General features: G+C 46.5%; 29 protein-coding genes. All 29 read left to right on the top strand.

Features of this window, described 5'->3' with window-relative positions; genetic code table 11:
- The first annotated feature begins 10 nt into the window (after window positions 1-10).
- The 29 genes from tusC (at window position 11) to secY (ending at window position 16,666) form a co-directional block, all read left to right on the top strand.
- Entirely contained in the window at window positions 11-367 is a 357-nt protein-coding gene (gene tusC, locus L4D19_RS13650) for a sulfurtransferase complex subunit TusC (protein WP_428452913.1), read from the top strand.
- 7 nt (window positions 368-374) lie between these two features.
- Complete coding sequence (gene tusB, locus L4D19_RS13645) at window positions 375-668, top strand: sulfurtransferase complex subunit TusB (RefSeq protein WP_428452912.1); 294 nt, start codon at window positions 375-377, stop codon at window positions 666-668.
- 178 nt (window positions 669-846) lie between these two features.
- The gene (rpsL, locus tag L4D19_RS13640) at window positions 847-1,221 is read left to right on the top strand and encodes a 30S ribosomal protein S12 (protein ID WP_004399892.1); all 375 of its coding nucleotides are present in this window, start codon (window positions 847-849) and stop codon (window positions 1,219-1,221) included.
- 95 nt (window positions 1,222-1,316) lie between these two features.
- On the top strand, window positions 1,317-1,787 hold the full coding sequence (gene rpsG / locus L4D19_RS13635; protein WP_428452911.1) for a 30S ribosomal protein S7: 471 nt from the start codon (window positions 1,317-1,319) through the stop codon (window positions 1,785-1,787).
- 78 nt (window positions 1,788-1,865) lie between these two features.
- The gene (gene fusA, locus L4D19_RS13630) at window positions 1,866-3,962 is read left to right on the top strand and encodes an elongation factor G (RefSeq protein WP_428452910.1); all 2,097 of its coding nucleotides are present in this window, start codon (window positions 1,866-1,868) and stop codon (window positions 3,960-3,962) included.
- Between the two features lie 101 nt (window positions 3,963-4,063).
- On the top strand, window positions 4,064-5,248 hold the full coding sequence (gene tuf / locus L4D19_RS13625) for an elongation factor Tu (protein WP_428452909.1): 1,185 nt from the start codon (window positions 4,064-4,066) through the stop codon (window positions 5,246-5,248).
- A gap of 248 nt (window positions 5,249-5,496) precedes the next feature.
- Complete coding sequence (locus L4D19_RS13620) at window positions 5,497-5,688, top strand: (2Fe-2S)-binding protein (RefSeq protein ID WP_428452908.1); 192 nt, start codon at window positions 5,497-5,499, stop codon at window positions 5,686-5,688.
- A gap of 489 nt (window positions 5,689-6,177) precedes the next feature.
- Window positions 6,178-6,489 (top strand): 30S ribosomal protein S10, encoded by a 312-nt coding sequence (gene rpsJ / locus L4D19_RS13615; RefSeq protein ID WP_002541412.1) that lies wholly within the window; start codon window positions 6,178-6,180, stop codon window positions 6,487-6,489.
- A gap of 14 nt (window positions 6,490-6,503) precedes the next feature.
- Entirely contained in the window at window positions 6,504-7,133 is a 630-nt protein-coding gene (rplC, locus tag L4D19_RS13610; protein ID WP_075762925.1) for a 50S ribosomal protein L3, read from the top strand.
- 16 nt (window positions 7,134-7,149) lie between these two features.
- Window positions 7,150-7,752, top strand: coding sequence for a 50S ribosomal protein L4 (rplD, locus tag L4D19_RS13605; protein WP_128786456.1), 603 nt, complete (start codon window positions 7,150-7,152; stop codon window positions 7,750-7,752).
- Entirely contained in the window at window positions 7,749-8,051 is a 303-nt protein-coding gene (gene rplW / locus L4D19_RS13600; protein ID WP_075762923.1) for a 50S ribosomal protein L23, read from the top strand. Before rplD ends, rplW begins: the two co-directional genes overlap by 4 nt.
- Window positions 8,052-8,069: 18 nt before the next feature.
- On the top strand, window positions 8,070-8,894 hold the full coding sequence (gene rplB, locus L4D19_RS13595; RefSeq protein WP_428452907.1) for a 50S ribosomal protein L2: 825 nt from the start codon (window positions 8,070-8,072) through the stop codon (window positions 8,892-8,894).
- A gap of 18 nt (window positions 8,895-8,912) precedes the next feature.
- Window positions 8,913-9,191 (top strand): 30S ribosomal protein S19, encoded by a 279-nt coding sequence (rpsS, locus tag L4D19_RS13590; RefSeq protein WP_005302795.1) that lies wholly within the window; start codon window positions 8,913-8,915, stop codon window positions 9,189-9,191.
- 10 nt (window positions 9,192-9,201) lie between these two features.
- A complete protein-coding gene (gene rplV / locus L4D19_RS13585) occupies window positions 9,202-9,534 on the top strand; it encodes a 50S ribosomal protein L22 (RefSeq protein WP_428452906.1) in 333 nt (110 codons plus the stop codon).
- A 19-nt stretch (window positions 9,535-9,553) separates the two neighbouring features.
- A complete protein-coding gene (rpsC, locus tag L4D19_RS13580; RefSeq protein ID WP_128786454.1) occupies window positions 9,554-10,243 on the top strand; it encodes a 30S ribosomal protein S3 in 690 nt (229 codons plus the stop codon).
- An 11-nt stretch (window positions 10,244-10,254) separates the two neighbouring features.
- Window positions 10,255-10,665 (top strand): 50S ribosomal protein L16, encoded by a 411-nt coding sequence (gene rplP / locus L4D19_RS13575; protein WP_428452905.1) that lies wholly within the window; start codon window positions 10,255-10,257, stop codon window positions 10,663-10,665.
- Entirely contained in the window at window positions 10,665-10,856 is a 192-nt protein-coding gene (gene rpmC / locus L4D19_RS13570; RefSeq protein ID WP_007469134.1) for a 50S ribosomal protein L29, read from the top strand. The genes rplP and rpmC overlap by 1 nt, the downstream gene beginning before the upstream one ends.
- The gene (gene rpsQ, locus L4D19_RS13565; protein WP_428452904.1) at window positions 10,856-11,110 is read left to right on the top strand and encodes a 30S ribosomal protein S17; all 255 of its coding nucleotides are present in this window, start codon (window positions 10,856-10,858) and stop codon (window positions 11,108-11,110) included. Before rpmC ends, rpsQ begins: the two co-directional genes overlap by 1 nt.
- Before the next feature lie 163 nt (window positions 11,111-11,273).
- Window positions 11,274-11,645 carry a 50S ribosomal protein L14 gene (gene rplN / locus L4D19_RS13560; protein ID WP_075762918.1) on the top strand — a complete coding sequence of 124 codons (372 nt, stop codon included), beginning with the start codon at window positions 11,274-11,276 and terminating at the stop codon, window positions 11,643-11,645.
- 11 nt (window positions 11,646-11,656) lie between these two features.
- The gene (rplX, locus tag L4D19_RS13555; protein WP_075762917.1) at window positions 11,657-11,968 is read left to right on the top strand and encodes a 50S ribosomal protein L24; all 312 of its coding nucleotides are present in this window, start codon (window positions 11,657-11,659) and stop codon (window positions 11,966-11,968) included.
- A gap of 17 nt (window positions 11,969-11,985) precedes the next feature.
- Window positions 11,986-12,525, top strand: a complete 540-nt coding sequence (gene rplE, locus L4D19_RS13550) for a 50S ribosomal protein L5 (RefSeq protein WP_428452903.1) — start codon at window positions 11,986-11,988, stop codon at window positions 12,523-12,525.
- A gap of 15 nt (window positions 12,526-12,540) precedes the next feature.
- Entirely contained in the window at window positions 12,541-12,846 is a 306-nt protein-coding gene (gene rpsN, locus L4D19_RS13545; protein WP_128786450.1) for a 30S ribosomal protein S14, read from the top strand.
- A gap of 35 nt (window positions 12,847-12,881) precedes the next feature.
- Complete coding sequence (gene rpsH / locus L4D19_RS13540) at window positions 12,882-13,274, top strand: 30S ribosomal protein S8 (protein WP_075762914.1); 393 nt, start codon at window positions 12,882-12,884, stop codon at window positions 13,272-13,274.
- 12 nt (window positions 13,275-13,286) lie between these two features.
- Window positions 13,287-13,820, top strand: coding sequence for a 50S ribosomal protein L6 (gene rplF / locus L4D19_RS13535; RefSeq protein WP_428452902.1), 534 nt, complete (start codon window positions 13,287-13,289; stop codon window positions 13,818-13,820).
- A 9-nt stretch (window positions 13,821-13,829) separates the two neighbouring features.
- On the top strand, window positions 13,830-14,183 hold the full coding sequence (gene rplR, locus L4D19_RS13530; protein ID WP_068330631.1) for a 50S ribosomal protein L18: 354 nt from the start codon (window positions 13,830-13,832) through the stop codon (window positions 14,181-14,183).
- Window positions 14,184-14,195: 12 nt separating this feature from the next.
- Window positions 14,196-14,693, top strand: coding sequence for a 30S ribosomal protein S5 (rpsE, locus tag L4D19_RS13525; RefSeq protein ID WP_075762912.1), 498 nt, complete (start codon window positions 14,196-14,198; stop codon window positions 14,691-14,693).
- Window positions 14,694-14,698: 5 nt separating this feature from the next.
- On the top strand, window positions 14,699-14,878 hold the full coding sequence (gene rpmD / locus L4D19_RS13520) for a 50S ribosomal protein L30 (RefSeq protein WP_005302823.1): 180 nt from the start codon (window positions 14,699-14,701) through the stop codon (window positions 14,876-14,878).
- Between the two features lie 5 nt (window positions 14,879-14,883).
- Entirely contained in the window at window positions 14,884-15,318 is a 435-nt protein-coding gene (gene rplO / locus L4D19_RS13515; RefSeq protein ID WP_075762911.1) for a 50S ribosomal protein L15, read from the top strand.
- A 22-nt stretch (window positions 15,319-15,340) separates the two neighbouring features.
- Window positions 15,341-16,666 (top strand): preprotein translocase subunit SecY, encoded by a 1,326-nt coding sequence (secY, locus tag L4D19_RS13510; protein WP_075762910.1) that lies wholly within the window; start codon window positions 15,341-15,343, stop codon window positions 16,664-16,666.
- The last annotated feature ends 1 nt before the right edge of the window (window position 16,667 follow it).

The following is a 16,667-nucleotide window of genomic DNA, read 5'->3' as shown; positions in this document are numbered from 1 at the left end:
AAGAGAACCTATGAAATCGCTAGGCTTTGTATTTCAGAGTGCTCCTCATGGCAGCAGCAGCGGTCGTGAAGGGCTGGATGCCGTCTTGGCGACATCGGCATACAGTGAAGATATCAGTCTGTTTTTTATCGGCGACGGTGTCTTCCAGCTGTTAGCCAACCAGCAGCCAGGGCAAATACTGTGTCGTGACTATATTGCGACTTTTAAGATGCTGGACCTTTATGATGTCGAGAATATCTATGTTTGCCGTCAGTCGCTGTCCGAGCGTTGTATCGAAGACAGTGAGCTGGTAATAGAGGTCGACATAGTTGATCAGGCGGACATTACTACTAAACTTCATCAGTGTCAGCGAATTCTAAGTTTCTGAGGCCGTTATGCTCTACACCATCTCAACATCTCCCTTCCAGACTCAAGATCTGCAACGTTGCCTTCAATATTTGCGCCCAGATGATGAAATTCTGCTATTACAAGATGCGGTTAGTGCCGGAATTGAAAAAAATAGCTGGTGCGAGGCAATAAAAAAGTTGGGTGTAAAAATTTATTTACTGGAAGCCGATCTCGCGGCAAGAGGCTTGACCGATAAAGTTGATAACAGCATGAATGTTATTGATTTTAAAGGGTTTGTTTCGCTCACTGAACAGCATGAAAGTCAGCTTAAATGGGGCTAAAGCCAACTAAGAAGTTACATGATATTTGGCTTTTTCCAACTGTTTAAGAAATGATCATTTGATTGATCGCTGTATATATCTTGACACCCATTAGTGCGATGCCTAAAATTTCGCGTCCTCCTGTTGTTGGGAGGCGGATTTTTCACATTTACGAAAGTAATATTTCAGGAGCTATTTAATGGCAACTATTAACCAGCTGGTACGCAAGCCACGTGCAAAGCAAGTTGTTAAAAGCAACGTGCCTGCGCTAGAAGCGTGTCCACAAAAGCGTGGTGTATGTACTCGTGTATACACTACTACTCCTAAGAAACCAAACTCAGCACTACGTAAAGTGTGCCGTGTTCGTCTAACAAACGGTTTCGAAGTAACATCATACATCGGCGGTGAAGGTCACAACCTTCAGGAGCACTCAGTTGTTCTTATCCGCGGTGGTCGTGTTAAAGACCTTCCGGGTGTTCGTTACCACACTGTTCGTGGTGCACTTGACTGTGCAGGCGTTAATGACCGTAAACAAGGTCGTTCTAAGTACGGTGTGAAGCGTCCTAAGTCTTAATGGATTCCGTTAAGTAAGGCCAAACACTAAAATTATTTAATTTTGAAGAAACTGAAAAGTTTTGGATAACCTGAAGAAGACAACGGAGAATATCCATGCCACGTCGTCGCGTAATCGGTCAGCGTAAGATCCTTCCAGATCCAAAGTTCAAATCTGAGCTGCTGGCAAAATTCGTTAACATCCTAATGGTTGACGGTAAAAAATCTACTGCTGAGAAAATTGTTTACACTGCACTTGATGCAATGGCTGAGAAGTCAGGTGAAGAACACCTATCAGTATTCGAAAAAGCTCTTGAAAATGTACGCCCTGCGGTAGAGGTTAAATCTCGCCGTGTTGGTGGTTCAACTTACCAGGTGCCTGTAGAAGTACGTCCAGTACGTCGTAACGCACTAGCTATGCGTTGGTTGGTTGAAGCTGCGCGTAAGCGTGGTGAAAAATCTATGGCTCAGCGTCTTGCTGCAGAAATGCTAGACGCGGCTGACAACAAAGGTTCTGCTGTTAAGAAACGTGAAGACGTTCACCGTATGGCAGACGCGAACAAAGCGTTCGCACATTACCGCTGGTAATACCGACTGGGCGCAGCAAGCTAGGCTTGCTGCGCCTAAACCATACTCTAAGGTTAACCTTAGTAAGAGGATACAGCCGTGGCTCGTAAAACGCCTATCGAGCGCTACCGTAACATCGGTATTTGTGCTCACGTTGACGCCGGTAAAACAACAACTACCGAGCGTATTCTGTTTTATACAGGCCTATCTCACAAAATTGGTGAGGTTCACGACGGCGCTGCAACCATGGACTGGATGGAGCAGGAGCAGGAACGTGGTATCACTATCACATCTGCTGCTACTACGACATTTTGGCGTGGTATGGAAGCTCAGTTTCCAGAGCACCGTATTAACATCATTGACACCCCGGGACACGTTGACTTCACTATCGAAGTAGAACGTTCTTTGCGTGTACTTGATGGTGCAGTTGTAGTTTTCTGTGGTTCTTCGGGTGTTGAGCCTCAGTCTGAAACTGTATGGCGTCAGGCTGACAAGTACGAAGTACCGCGTATGGTTTTCGTCAACAAGATGGACCGAGCTGGTGCCGACTTCCTTCGCGTAGTTGACCAGATCAAGGACCGTCTTGGTGCGAATCCAGTGCCAATCCAGCTTAATATTGGTGCTGAAGAAGAATTTAAGGGTGTCGTTGACCTAATCAAGATGAAGACCATCAACTGGTCGGAAGAAGATCAGGGTACAACGTTCACTTATGAAAACATTCCAGCAGAGATGCAAGACCTCGCTGATGAATGGCGCATGAACTTAGTTGAATCAGCTGCCGAGGCATCTGAAGAGCTAATGGATAAGTACCTTGAAGAAGGTGAGCTGTCTGAAGAAGATATCAAGGCAGGTCTACGTCAGCGTACACTAAACAACGAAATTGTTCTGGCAACTTGTGGTTCTGCATTCAAGAACAAGGGTGTTCAGGCAGTACTCGACGCGGTTATCGATTACCTACCATCTCCGACGGAAGTGAAAGCTATTCGTGGTGAAGATGAGCTGGGTAACGAAGTTGAGCGTCATTCAAGCGATGAGGAACCATTCTCAGCGCTTGCGTTCAAGATCGCAACCGACCCATTCGTTGGTAACCTGACATTCATGCGCGTTTACTCGGGTGTTGTGAACTCTGGTGATTCAGTCTACAACTCTGTTAAAGAGAAGCGTGAACGTTTCGGTCGTATCGTACAGATGCACGCGAACAAACGTGAAGAGGTCAAAGAAATTCGTGCCGGTGATATCGCCGCTGCGATTGGTCTCAAGAACGTCACTACTGGTGACACGCTATGCGATCAAGATAACAAAGTAATTCTTGAACGTATGGAATTTCCGGAACCAGTAATTCAGATCGCGGTAGAGCCACGTTCTCAAGCTGATCAGGAAAAAATGGGTATTGCACTAGGTAAACTAGCTGCTGAAGATCCATCTTTTCGTGTTGAAACCGATAATGAGTCTGGCCAGACACTAATATCTGGTATGGGTGAGCTTCACCTAGACATCATCGTTGACCGTATGAAGCGTGAATTCAGCGTGGAATGTAACGTGGGTAAACCTCAGGTTGCATACCGTGAAACCATTCGTGGTGTCACTGAAGTTGAAGGTAAGTTCGTACGTCAATCGGGTGGACGCGGTCAGTATGGTCACGTATGGCTTAAGATCGAGCCGTCGGAGCCTGGTGAAGGCTTTGTCTTCGTTGATGATATTGTGGGCGGTGTCGTACCGAAAGAATATATTGGTGCGGTATCTAAGGGTGTCGAAGAGCAGATGAACAATGGTGTTCTGGCCGGTTATCCGGTACTGGACGTCAAGGCGACTCTGTATGATGGCTCTTACCATGATGTTGATTCCAACGAAATGGCGTTTAAGATCGCAGGTTCAATGGCATTCAGGAAAGGTGCGCTAGATGCGAACCCAGTTATTCTTGAGCCAATGATGAAAGTTGAAGTAACCACACCAGAAGATTGGATGGGTGATGTTGTTGGTGACCTTAACCGTCGCCGCGGCATGATCGAAGGTATGGATGACGGACCTGCAGGTCTGAAAATTATCCGTGCTCTAATACCGCTCTCTGAGATGTTCGGTTACGCAACAGATCTTCGTTCTGCTACTCAAGGTCGAGCTTCTTATTCTATGGAATTCAGCGACTACGCTGAAGTGCCAAAGAATGTTGCTGACCGAATTATTGCAGCACGCTCTTAATTTGAATATTGCGTCAACTGCCGTTGACGCATAAAATACAAACTTCGGACGCGTCCCCTAACCTAGTAGGGGGCGTATCTTAACTAGGAAGGAACACGATTGTGTCTAAAGAAAAATTTGAACGCGTAAAACCGCACGTTAACGTTGGTACAATTGGCCACGTCGATCACGGTAAAACAACTCTAACAGCTGCTATCTGTACTACACTTGCGAAAGTGTACGGTGGTCAAGCTAAAGACTTCGCTTCTATCGATAACGCTCCAGAAGAGCGTGAGCGTGGTATCACAATCTCTACTTCTCACGTAGAGTACGATACTCCAACTCGTCACTACGCACACGTTGACTGCCCAGGACACGCCGATTACGTTAAAAACATGATCACTGGTGCTGCGCAGATGGATGGCGGTATCCTAGTTGTTGCTGCAACTGATGGTCCTATGCCTCAGACGCGTGAGCACATCCTTCTTGGTCGTCAGGTTGGTATTCCTTACATCATCGTATTCATGAACAAGTGTGACATGGTTGATGATGAAGAACTACTAGAACTAGTAGAAATGGAAGTTCGTGAACTTCTATCTGAGTACGAATTCCCAGGTGATGACTGCCCAGTAATCATGGGTTCTGCTCTTGGCGCGCTAAACGGCGAGAAAGAGTGGGAAGACAAGATTGTTGAACTAGCTGAAGCTCTAGATAACTACATCCCAGAGCCAGAGCGTGCAATCGACCTACCATTCATTCTTCCAATCGAAGATGTATTCTCAATCCAGGGCCGTGGTACTGTTGTAACTGGTCGTGTTGAGCAAGGTATCATCACTGTAGGTGACGAAGTAGAAATCGTTGGTATCAAAGATACTACATCTACTACTTGTACTGGTGTTGAGATGTTCCGTAAGCTTCTTGACGAAGGCCGTGCTGGTGAGAACGTTGGTGTTCTTCTACGTGGTACTAAGCGTGACGAAGTTGAGCGTGGTCAGGTTCTTGCTAAGCCAGGTTCAATCACTCCACACACTACTTTCACTTCAGAAATCTATGTGCTTTCTAAAGATGAAGGTGGTCGTCACACTCCTTTCTTCAAAGGTTACCGTCCACAGTTCTACTTCCGTACAACTGACGTAACTGGTACTATCGAGCTACCAGAAGGCGTTGAAATGGTAATGCCTGGTGATAACATCTCTATGACTGTTACACTAATCTGCCCAATCGCAATGGACGAAGGTCTACGCTTCGCTATCCGTGAAGGTGGCCGTACAGTTGGTGCTGGTGTTGTTGCTACAATCGTTGCTTAATTTTAAGTAGCCATTGAACAACTGATAAAAGGGAGCTTAGGCTCCCTTTTTTGTGTCTGGTACTTGACTGTCAAAATTAACCACTATTCTGCTGTGTATAATTAATCATACCCTGTTGTATATATATATTTATCGATATTTTCTTCTATAGCTAATAACAGATCTATCTAAAAACTTTGCAGTTATAAGTGGTAATAGAAACTATTCTCGTTTATATTGCTTTCATCAAATTTAAAGATGGAAGTGAAATGTACGTTTGCCTCTGCCACGGAATTTCCGACAAGAAAATAATGAAGCTGACACAAGAGCACGGGATCACCGATGTTCGCGGCATTCGCCAGATCACGCCTCTCGGCTCATTGTGTGGCAAATGTATCAGAACGGCCAAGGAAGTTATTGAAGAAACCGTTACTGCCACGACCCTCAAAAAGGCCAGCTGAACACGCATCATTTCGGTTCATCATGTTCGACTTGTTCAAGGTAGGGAAGGGGAGCGAATACCGAATAACCGATATTTCTCCTTGACGCAATTTTCTATCGCCTGACAATTTCTCGCATCTCGCATCTCGCATCTCGCATCTCGCATCTCGCATCTCGCATCTCGCATCTCGCATCTCGCATCTCGCATCTCGCGCCATTTGATTATTTTTACAACAGGGGTTGCGCTTAAAAGTGTGATCTGTATAATGCTCGCCACTGCCTGAGACATTAAGTTCTCGTAACTGCAGTTGTGAACCAATAAGCATCGAGGAAGAAACCGAAATATCGGTTTGACAATGTACACTCTGACTTATGTTCGCAGTCATTAAATTGACTGACAATGTATCCAAACGGGATACTACGTTCACATAAATCAATCGGCATTCCCTCGATCTATCGAGTGTGAGTGGCGATATTGTTTGTGTAATTTTTATTTGGAGCTCTGTCTCATGCAGAACCAACGTATTCGTATCCGCCTAAAGGCGTTCGATCACCGTTTGATCGACCAGTCTACTGCGGAAATCGTTGAAACAGCTAAGCGCACTGGCGCGCAGGTTAAGGGTCCAATCCCTCTACCTACTCGTAAAGAGCGTTTCACTGTTCTTATTTCTCCACACGTTAATAAGGACGCACGTGACCAGTACGAAATCCGTACTCACAAGCGCCTTATCGACATCGTTGAGCCAACAGACAAAACTGTTGATGCTCTTATGCGTCTAGATCTAGCTGCTGGCGTTGACGTCCAGATCAGCCTAGGTTAAGGGGAGATAAGAGAATGATTGGTCTAATCGGTCGTAAAGTGGGCATGACCCGCGTATTTACCGAAGATGGCGTTTCTATCCCAGTAACTGTGGTTGAAGTTGAAGCAAACCGCGTTTCTCAGGTTAAATCTGTAGAAACTGACGGCTACAACGCAATCCAGGTAACTACTGGTACTAAGAAAGCTAACCGTGTTTCTAAGCCAGAAGCTGGCCACTTTGCGAAAGCAGGTGTTGAAGCTGGTCGCGGTCTTTGGGAATTCCGTCTAGAAAACAATGAAGAGTTTGCTGTTGGCGCTGAGCTAAACGTTGAACTTTTCAATGACATCAAAAAAGTAGACGTTACTGGTACATCTAAGGGTAAAGGCTTCCAGGGTGGCGTTAAGCGCTGGAACTTCCGTACTCAAGATATGACCCATGGTAACTCCTTGTCTCACCGTGCTCCGGGTTCAATTGGCCAATGTCAAACTCCAGGTCGCGTATTTAAAGGCAAGAAAATGGCTGGTCACATGGGTGCTGAGCGTGTAACAACTCAGAACCTAGAGATCGTACGTGTTGACGCTGAGCGCAATCTGCTTCTTATTAAAGGTGCAGTACCAGGTGCTACAGGTGGCAACGTGATCGTAAAACCAGCTGTTAAAGCGTAACGTCAAGGAGTTAGTAATGGAATTGGTAGTCAAAGGCGCTGATGCGCTAACTGTCTCCGAAACTACTTTTGGGCGTGATTTCAACGAAGCGCTAGTACATCAGGTAGTTGTTGCATACGCAGCAGGTGCTCGTCAAGGTACTCGTGCTCAGAAAACTCGTTCTGACGTTTCTGGTGGTGGTGCTAAACCATGGCGCCAGAAAGGTACAGGTCGCGCTCGTGCAGGTACAATTCGTAGCCCACTATGGCGTACAGGTGGTGTAACTTTTGCTGCTCGTCCTCAGGACCACAGCCAGAAAGTTAACAAAAAAATGTACCGCGGTGCTATGAAGAGCATTCTTTCTGAGCTAGTTCGTCAAGAGCGTCTAATCGTTGTTGATAACTTCTCTGTAGAAGCACCAAAAACTAAAGAGCTAGTAGCTAAGCTGAAAGAGCTTGAGCTTACTGATGCTCTAATCGTAACTGGCGATTTAGATGAAAATCTATTCCTTGCTGCACGTAACCTATACAAAGTAGACGTACGTGATGCAGCGGCAATCGACCCAGTTAGCTTGATTGCTTTCGATAAAGTTGTGATGACTGCTGCTGCAGTTAAGCAGGTTGAGGAGATGCTAGCATGATCACTGAAGAGCGTATTTTAAAAGTTCTACGTGCTCCGCACATCTCTGAAAAAGCGACCATGGCTGCTGAAAACGGTAACACTATCGTATTCAAAGTAGCGATGACAGCAACAAAGAAAGAGATCAAAGCAGCAGTTGAAAAACTGTTCGAGGTTGAAGTTAAGTCTGTAAATACTCTTGTAGCCAAGGGTAAGACCAAGCGTCAAGGTATGCGTGAAGGCCGTCGTAGCGACTGGAAAAAAGCGTATGTTATCTTGAAAGAAGGTCAAGACATCGACTTCGCTGGTAGTGCAGAGTAAGGCTAGGAGCAAAGAAGAATGGCTATTGTAAAATGTAAGCCGACTTCCCCAGGTCGTCGCCACGTAGTTAAAGTGGTTAACTCTGACCTGCATAAGGGTAAGCCGTACGCACCACTACTAGAGAAAAAATCTAAGTCAGGTGGTCGTAACAATAACGGTCGTATCACAGTACGTCACATCGGTGGTGGTAACAAGCAACACTACCGTATGATTGACTTTAAACGTACTAAAGATGGCATTCCAGCGAAAGTTGAGCGTCTTGAATACGATCCAAACCGTAGCGCAAACATTGCTCTAGTTCTGTACGCAGACGGTGAGCGCCGCTACATTATTGCACCTAAAGGTCTTCAGGCGGGTGATACCATCCAGTCTGGCGCAGATGCTGCTATTAAAGTTGGTAACACACTACCAATGCGCAACATCCCAGTAGGTTCAACAGTACACTGTGTTGAACTTAAGCCTGGTAAAGGTGCTCAGCTGGCTCGTTCAGCTGGTGCATACGCTCAGATCATTGCACGTGCAGGCACTTATGTGACTCTACGTCTACGTTCTGGTGAAATGCGTAAAGTTCTTGCTGAAGGTCGTGCGACTCTAGGTGAAGTTGGTAATGCAGAACACATGCTACGTGAGCTAGGTAAAGCTGGTGCTTCACGCTGGCGCGGTGTTCGTCCAACTGTACGTGGTGTTGTAATGAACCCAGTAGATCACCCACACGGTGGTGGTGAAGGTCGTACATCAGGCGGTCGTCACCCAGTTACACCTTGGGGTGTTCCTACTAAGGGTTACAAGACTCGTAAGAACAAGCGTACCGACAAGTACATCGTACGTCGTCGTAACAAGTAATTATAAAGAGGATACGCCATGCCACGTTCTCTCAAGAAAGGTCCATTTATTGACCTACACTTGCTGAAGAAGGTAGAGAAAGCGTTGGAAAGCGGTGACAAAAAGCCTGTTAAGACTTGGTCCCGTCGCTCAATGATCATCCCTCAGATGATCGGTTTGACCATCGCTGTCCATAATGGTCGTCAGCACGTTCCTGTTTTCGTTTCTGAAGAAATGATCGGTCACAAGCTAGGCGAATTTGCACCAACACGTACTTATCGCGGCCACGCTGCAGATAAGAAAGCTAAGAAGCGCTAAGGAGTAGGTAATGGAAGCTATCGCTAAACATCGCTTTGCTCGCATTTCGCCGCAAAAAGCTCGTTTGGTTGCAGATCAACTGCGCGGTAAGCCAGTTGCTCAAGCTCTAGAAATTCTTCAGTTCAGCAACAAAAAAGCTGCTGATCTAATCAAGAAAGTTCTAGATTCTGCTATCGCTAACGCAGAACACAACGAAGGCGCAGACATTGATGATCTTAATGTCGCTAAAATCTTCGTTGACGAAGGTCCTACCATGAAGCGTATTATGCCTCGTGCTAAAGGCCGTGCCGATCGCATCTTGAAGCGTTCTAGCCACATCACTGTTGTTGTAGCAGACCGCTAAGAGATTAGGAGAGAAAGCAATGGGTCAGAAAGTACATCCTAATGGTATTCGTCTAGGCATCGTTAAGCCTTGGAATACCACTTGGTTTGCTAACAGCCAAGAGTTCGCTGACAACCTAGACGGCGACTTCAAGGTACGTCAGTTCCTTACTAAAGAACTGAAAAAAGCGTCTCTATCACGCATCGTTATCGAGCGTCCTGCTAAGAGCATCCGTGTGACTATTCACACTGCTCGTCCAGGCGTAGTAATCGGTAAGAAAGGTGAAGACGTTGAAAAACTACGCGCTCGCGTTGCTAAGATCGCTGGTGTTCCAGCTCAGATCAACATCGCTGAAGTACGTAAGCCAGAGCTAGACGGTCAACTAGTTGCAGATAGCATCGCTTCTCAGCTAGAACGTCGTGTTATGTTCCGTCGCGCTATGAAGCGTGCAGTTCAGAACGCTATGCGTCTTGGCGCTAAAGGTATCAAAGTTCAAGTAGGTGGTCGTCTAGGCGGCGCTGAAATCGCACGTTCAGAGTGGTACCGTGAAGGTCGTGTACCTCTACACACTCTTCGTGCTGACATTGATTACGCAACTTCTTCGGCTCACACCCAATACGGTGTTATCGGCGTTAAAGTTTGGATCTTCAAAGGTGAAGTTCTAGGCGGTATGCCAATTGAAGAGCCTAAGGCTGACAAGCCTAAGAAGCAGCGCAAAAGCCGTAAATAAGGAGTTTATTGATGCTGCAACCTAAACGCACTAAATTCCGCAAGACTTTCAAAGGTCGTAACCGCGGTTTAGCGAACGGTACTGATGTAAGCTTTGGTTCTTTTGGTCTTAAAGCAGTTGGCCGTGGCCGTTTGACTGCTCGCCAGATCGAAGCAGCTCGTCGTGCTATGACTCGTCATATCAAACGTCAGGGCCAAGTTTGGATTCGTGTATTCCCAGACAAACCTATCACATCTAAGCCTCTTGAAGTTCGTCAAGGTAAAGGTAAAGGTAACGTAGAGTACTGGGTTGCACAGATTCAACCAGGTAAGGTTCTTTATGAGATGGATGGTATTCCTGAAGAACTAGCACGTGAAGCATTCAAACTTGCTGCACGTAAGCTACCAATCAAGACTACATTCGTAACTAAGGCGGTGATGTGATGAACGCACAAGATCTGCGCGCTAAAAGCGTTGAAGAACTGAATGCTGAGCTTGTGAACCTGCTACGTGAACAGTTCAACCTGCGCATGCAGGCTGCAACTGGTCAACTACAGCAGACTCACACTCTGAAAGCAGTACGTCGCGATATCGCACGTGTTAAAACCGTTCTGACTGAGAAGGCTGGCGCATAATGAGCGAACAAATTCGTACTCAGCTTGGTCGTGTTGTTAGCGACAAAGGCGACAAGTCTATTGTTGTTGCAATCGAGCGTAAAGTGAAGCACCCGATTTACGGTAAGTACATCACTCGCACGACTAAACTTCACGCACATGACGAAAACAACGAGTGTGGCCTAGGCGACACTGTTGAGATTCGTGAGTGTCGTCCACTGTCTAAGACTAAGTCTTGGACACTGGTACGTGTAGTTGAAAAAGCTCGCGTTTAAGCGAACTTAGCAACTAATTAATACAGCGGCCCCGAAAAAAATTGGGGCCGTTTATTTTTTGTCTACCCATCGGTCGAAAATGGTGTTATTATTCGCCGCCTTTGAAGAAAAGGTCTATCGACCCGAGATGGGTCCAGATGTTTAAAATAAGCGGAGCACTAACATGATCCAAATGCAAAGTACGCTTGACGCAGCCGATAACTCCGGCGCTCGTCGCGTAATGTGTATTAAGGTTCTGGGTGGTTCTCACCGCCGTTACGCACACATCGGTGATATCATCAAGATTACTGTGAAAGAAGCAATTCCTCGCGGTAAAGTTAAGAAAGGTGATGTCCTGAAGGCGGTGGTTGTTCGCACCCGTAAAGGCGTTCGTCGCCCAGACGGCTCTGTCATTCGCTTCGACCGTAATGCTTGTGTATTGTTGAACGACACTACTGAGCAACCGATCGGTACTCGTATCTTTGGCCCAGTGACGCGTGAACTTCGTAATGCGAAATTCATGAAAATCGTTTCACTAGCGCCAGAAGTACTGTAAGGAGTAACAAAATGGCAGCTAAAATCCGTCGCAACGACGAAGTTATCGTTCTTACCGGTAAAGATAAAGGTAAGAAAGGTAAAGTAACTAAGGTCCTAGCAACCGGTAAAGTTATCGTTGAAGGTATCAACATGGTTAAGAAACACCAGAAGCCGGTTCCGGCAATGGGTGTTCAGGGTGGCATCGTAGAGCAAGAAGCTGCGATCGACGCCTCAAATGTTGCAATCGTTAACGGTGAAGGTAAAGCGGACCGTGTAGGCTTCCGATTCGAAGACGACAAAAAAGTTCGTTTCTTCAAATCGACTGGCGAAACTATCAAGTAATTCTGGAGTAGTACACTATGGCGAAACTGCATGATTACTACAAAGAGACTCTAGTTAAAGAACTTTCTGAAAAGTTCGAATACCAGAGTATCATGCAAGTCCCAAGGATCGAAAAAATCACACTTAACATGGGTGTGGGTGAAGCGATCAACGACAAAAAGCTTCTAGAGAATGCTGCTGCTGACATGACTGCTATTGCAGGTCAGAAGCCGCTTATCACTGTAGCTCGTAAGTCTGTTGCTGGTTTTAAGATCCGTGAGGGCTACCCTATTGGCTGTAAAGTAACCCTGCGTGGCGAACGCATGTGGGATTTCTTCGAGCGTCTAATTTCAATTGCTGTTCCTCGTATTCGTGATTTCCGTGGTCTAAACCCGAAATCATTCGATGGTCGTGGTAACTACAGCATGGGCGTTCGTGAGCAGATCATCTTCCCAGAAATCGATTACGATAAAGTAGATCGTGTACGTGGTCTTGATATCACTATCACAACATCTGCGAAATCTGACGAAGAAGCTCACGCTCTACTATCTGCTTTTAACTTCCCATTCCGTAAGTAAAAGTAAGGGTTACAAATGGCTAAAGAATCAATGAAGGCACGCGAAGCTAAACGTGCCAAGCTTGCAGTTAAGTTCGCTGAAAAGCGTGCAGCACTTAAAGCTCTAATTAGTGACGTGAATGCGTCTGAAGAAGATCGCTGGAATGCAGTGCTTAAACTTCAGTCACTACCACGTGATTCTAGTTCATCTCGTCAGCGTAACCGCTGTTGCCAGACTGGACGTCCACACGGCTACCTACGTAAATTCGGTCTAAGCCGTATTAAGGTTCGCGAAGCTTGCATGAAAGGCGAGATTCCGGGTCTACGTAAGGCTAGCTGGTAATTAGTTGCCAATTTAGAATCACGGAGTATTGACTTATGAGCATGCAAGATCCGATTTCGGATATGCTGACCCGTCTTCGTAACGGTCAGGCAGCGAAAAAAGTTGCTGTTAAAATGCCATCTTCTAAGATGAAAGTTGCTATCGCAGCTCTTCTGAAAGAAGAAGGTTTCGTGGCTGACTACACTGTTATCGGTGAAGTTAAGCCTGAGCTAGAAGTTACTCTTAAGTACTTCGAAGCGAACCCAGTTATCGAGCAAATCCAACGTGTATCACGTCCTGGTCTGCGCATCTACAAGAAAAAAGATGCTCTACCATCAGTGATGGGTGGCCTTGGTATTGCTGTTGTATCCACTTCCAAGGGTCTTATGACCGACCGCGCTGCTCGCAAAGCGGGTCTTGGCGGTGAGATTATCTGCTACGTAGCATAATAGGAGTAGGAAATGTCTCGTGTTGCAAAAGCACCTGTAGTTATTCCTGCCGGCGTAGAAGTTAAACTTAACGGTCAGGAAATCACTGTTAAAGGTGGTAAAGGCGAACTAGTTCGCGTTATCAACGAAGCAGTTGTATTGTCCCAGGAAGAAAACACCATCACTTTCGGTCCTCGTGAAGGATTCGATAAGGCTTGGGCACAGGCAGGTACTGCTCGTGCACTAGTTAACAACATGGTTGTTGGTGTTACTGAAGGCTTTACTAAGAAGCTTACTTTGAAAGGTGTTGGTTACCGTGCGAACGTTGCTGGTTCGACTGTTAACCTAACCCTAGGCTTCTCGCACCCAGTTGCGCATGAACTACCAGCCGGTATTAAAGCAGAGTGTCCATCTCAAACTGAAATCGTACTAACTGGTACTGATAAGCAGGTGATTGGTCAAGTTGCGGCTGATATTCGCGCTTACCGTAGCCCTGAACCTTATAAAGGTAAAGGTGTTCGTTACGCCGACGAAGTCGTGCGTACTAAAGAAGCTAAGAAGAAGTAAGGTAACACTATGGATAAGAAAGCATCTCGTATCCGTCGTGCGACCCGAGCACGTCGTAAGATTGCTGAACTGGGCGCAACTCGCCTAGTTGTACACCGTACTCCACGTCACGTGTACGCTCAGGTAATCGCACCAAATGGCTCTGAGGTTATCGCTGCCGCTTCTACCGTAGAAAAAGCGATTCGCGAGCAGGTTAAGAGTACTGGTAACAAAGACGCTGCTGCAGCTGTAGGTAAAGCTATTGCTGAGCGCGCGATTGAAAAAGGCATCTCTAACGTTGCATTCGATCGTTCTGGTTTCCAATACCACGGCCGTGTAGCTGCACTAGCAGAAGCTGCTCGTGAAGCTGGTCTGAAATTCTAAGGTAGGCGGAAGATGGCTAACGAAAAAACTCAATCAGATTTGAATGAAAAGCTGATCGCTGTTAACCGTGTATCTAAGACGGTTAAAGGTGGTCGCATTTTCAGCTTTACTGCACTAACTGTAGTTGGTGACGGTAACGGTCGCATCGGTTTTGGTTACGGTAAGGCACGTGAAGTACCTGCTGCAATCCAGAAAGCGATGGAAAAAGCACGCCGTAACATGGTTACAGTAGCGCTTAACGACGGTACGCTACACCACGCTGTTAAAGGTCGCCACACTGGTTCTAAAGTGTACATGCAGCCTGCATCAGAAGGTACTGGTATCATCGCCGGCGGTGCAATGCGTGCAGTGCTAGAGGTTGCGGGTGTTCGCAACGTACTAGCTAAAGCATACGGCTCAACAAACCCAATCAACATCGTTCGCGCGACAATTGATGGTTTGAGCGGCATGAACTCTCCAGAGATGATCGCTGCTAAGCGTGGTCTTTCTGTTAAAGAAATTCTGGAGTAATCGACATGGCTAAGACTATTAAAGTAACACAGACAAAGAGCTCTATCGGTCGTTTGCCGAAGCATAAAGCTACTTTGCGTGGCTTGGGCCTTCGTCGCATCAACCACACTGTTGAACTTGAAGATACTGCTTGCGTACGCGGCATGATCAACAAAGTTTACTACATGGTTAAAGTTGAGGAGTAATCAGAATGCGTTTGAATACTCTATCACCGGCTGCGGGTTCTAAGCCTTCTGCGAAGCGCGTAGGCCGTGGTATCGGTTCAGGTCTGGGTAAAACTTGTGGCCGTGGTCACAAAGGTCAGAAATCACGTTCAGGTGGTTCTGTACGTCCAGGCTTCGAAGGCGGTCAGATGCCTTTGAAACAGCGTCTACCAAAATTCGGTTTTACTTCTCGCAAGAGCTTGGTAACTGCTGAAGTTCGTCTAGCTGAGCTAGCGAAAGTTGAAGGTGACGTAGTAAGCCTAGAAACTCTAAAGGCTGCGAATGTTATCACTAAGAACATCGAGTTCGCGAAAGTTGTACTTTCTGGTGAAATCGCTCGTGCCGTTACAGTTAAAGGTCTACGCGTGACTAAAGGCGCTAAAGCTGCTATCGAAGCTGCAGGCGGTAAAATCGAGGAATAATTAACTCGAGGATGAGGTACAGATGGCTAAACAACCAGGACAAGATTTTCGTAGTGCACAAGGTGGCCTAGCAGAGCTTAAGACTCGCCTGCTATTCGTATTAGGTGCTATCTTAATTTTCCGAGCAGGCTCTTTTGTGCCTATTCCTGGTATTGACGCTGCTGTACTTGCCGATCTGTTCGAACAGCAAAAGGGCACCGTCATTGAACTGTTTAACATGTTCTCTGGTGGTGCACTTGAGCGTGCTTCCATCCTGGCGCTGGGCATCATGCCGTATATTTCGGCATCGATTATTGTCCAGCTGCTTACGGTAGTTCATCCGGCTTTGGCCGAGTTGAAGAAGGAAGGGGAGTCTGGTCGTCGTAAGATTAGCCAGTACACCCGTTACGGCACGCTTGTTTTGGCAACCTTCCAAGCAATTGGTATTGCAACGGGGTTACCAAGTATGATCCCAGGCCTGGTACATAATCCGGGTCTAGGATTTTACTTTGTCGCGGTAGTGAGTTTGGTTACCGGTACCATGTTCCTGATGTGGTTGGGTGAGCAGGTTACCGAGCGCGGCATTGGTAACGGTATTTCGGTAATTATCTTTACCGGTATCGTTGCAGGTTTGCCACCAGCTATTGGACAGACAGTGGAGCAAGCGCGTCAAGGTGAATTGCACGTACTTCTTTTACTGTTAATTGCAGTACTTTCTTTCGCTGTGATTTATTTCGTAGTGTTCATGGAGCGTGGTCAGCGTCGTATCGTCGTTAACTATGCCAAGCGTCAGCAAGGCCGTCGTGTTTTTGCTGCCCAGAGCACTCACCTGCCGTTGAAAATCAACATGGCAGGGGTTATTCCAGCGATTTTCGCATCAAGTATTATTCTGTTCCCGGGGACGCTGGCTCAGTGGTTCGGTCAGAATGAGAACCTAGGCTGGTTAAGTGATATTTCACTGGCGCTAAGCCCAGGTCAGCCACTTTATGTGATGCTTTATGCTGCTGCGATTATTTTCTTCTGTTTCTTCTATACCGCGTTGGTATTTAACCCTCGCGAGACAGCTGACAACCTGAAGAAGTCTGGTGCGTTCGTACCTGGTATTCGCCCGGGTGAACAGACCGCGAAATATATAGATAAAGTAATGACCCGTCTGACATTGGCAGGCGCGCTCTATATTACCTTTATCTGTCTGATCCCCGAGTTTATGATGATTGCATGGAATGTCCGCTTCTATTTCGGCGGTACATCACTACTAATCGTAGTTGTAGTTATTATGGACTTCATGGCTCAAGTTCAGACACATTTGATGTCTCAACAATATGAGTCTGTTTTGAAAAAGGCTAATCTTAAAGGCAACGGCCGTTAAG

The sequence above is a fragment of the Photobacterium kasasachensis genome, assembly GCF_050336885.1.
In the GTDB taxonomy this organism is placed as follows: domain Bacteria; phylum Pseudomonadota; class Gammaproteobacteria; order Enterobacterales; family Vibrionaceae; genus Photobacterium; species Photobacterium kasasachensis.
Note: the sequence above shows the minus strand (reverse complement) of the source record. Positions and strands in the feature narration are given on the sequence as shown.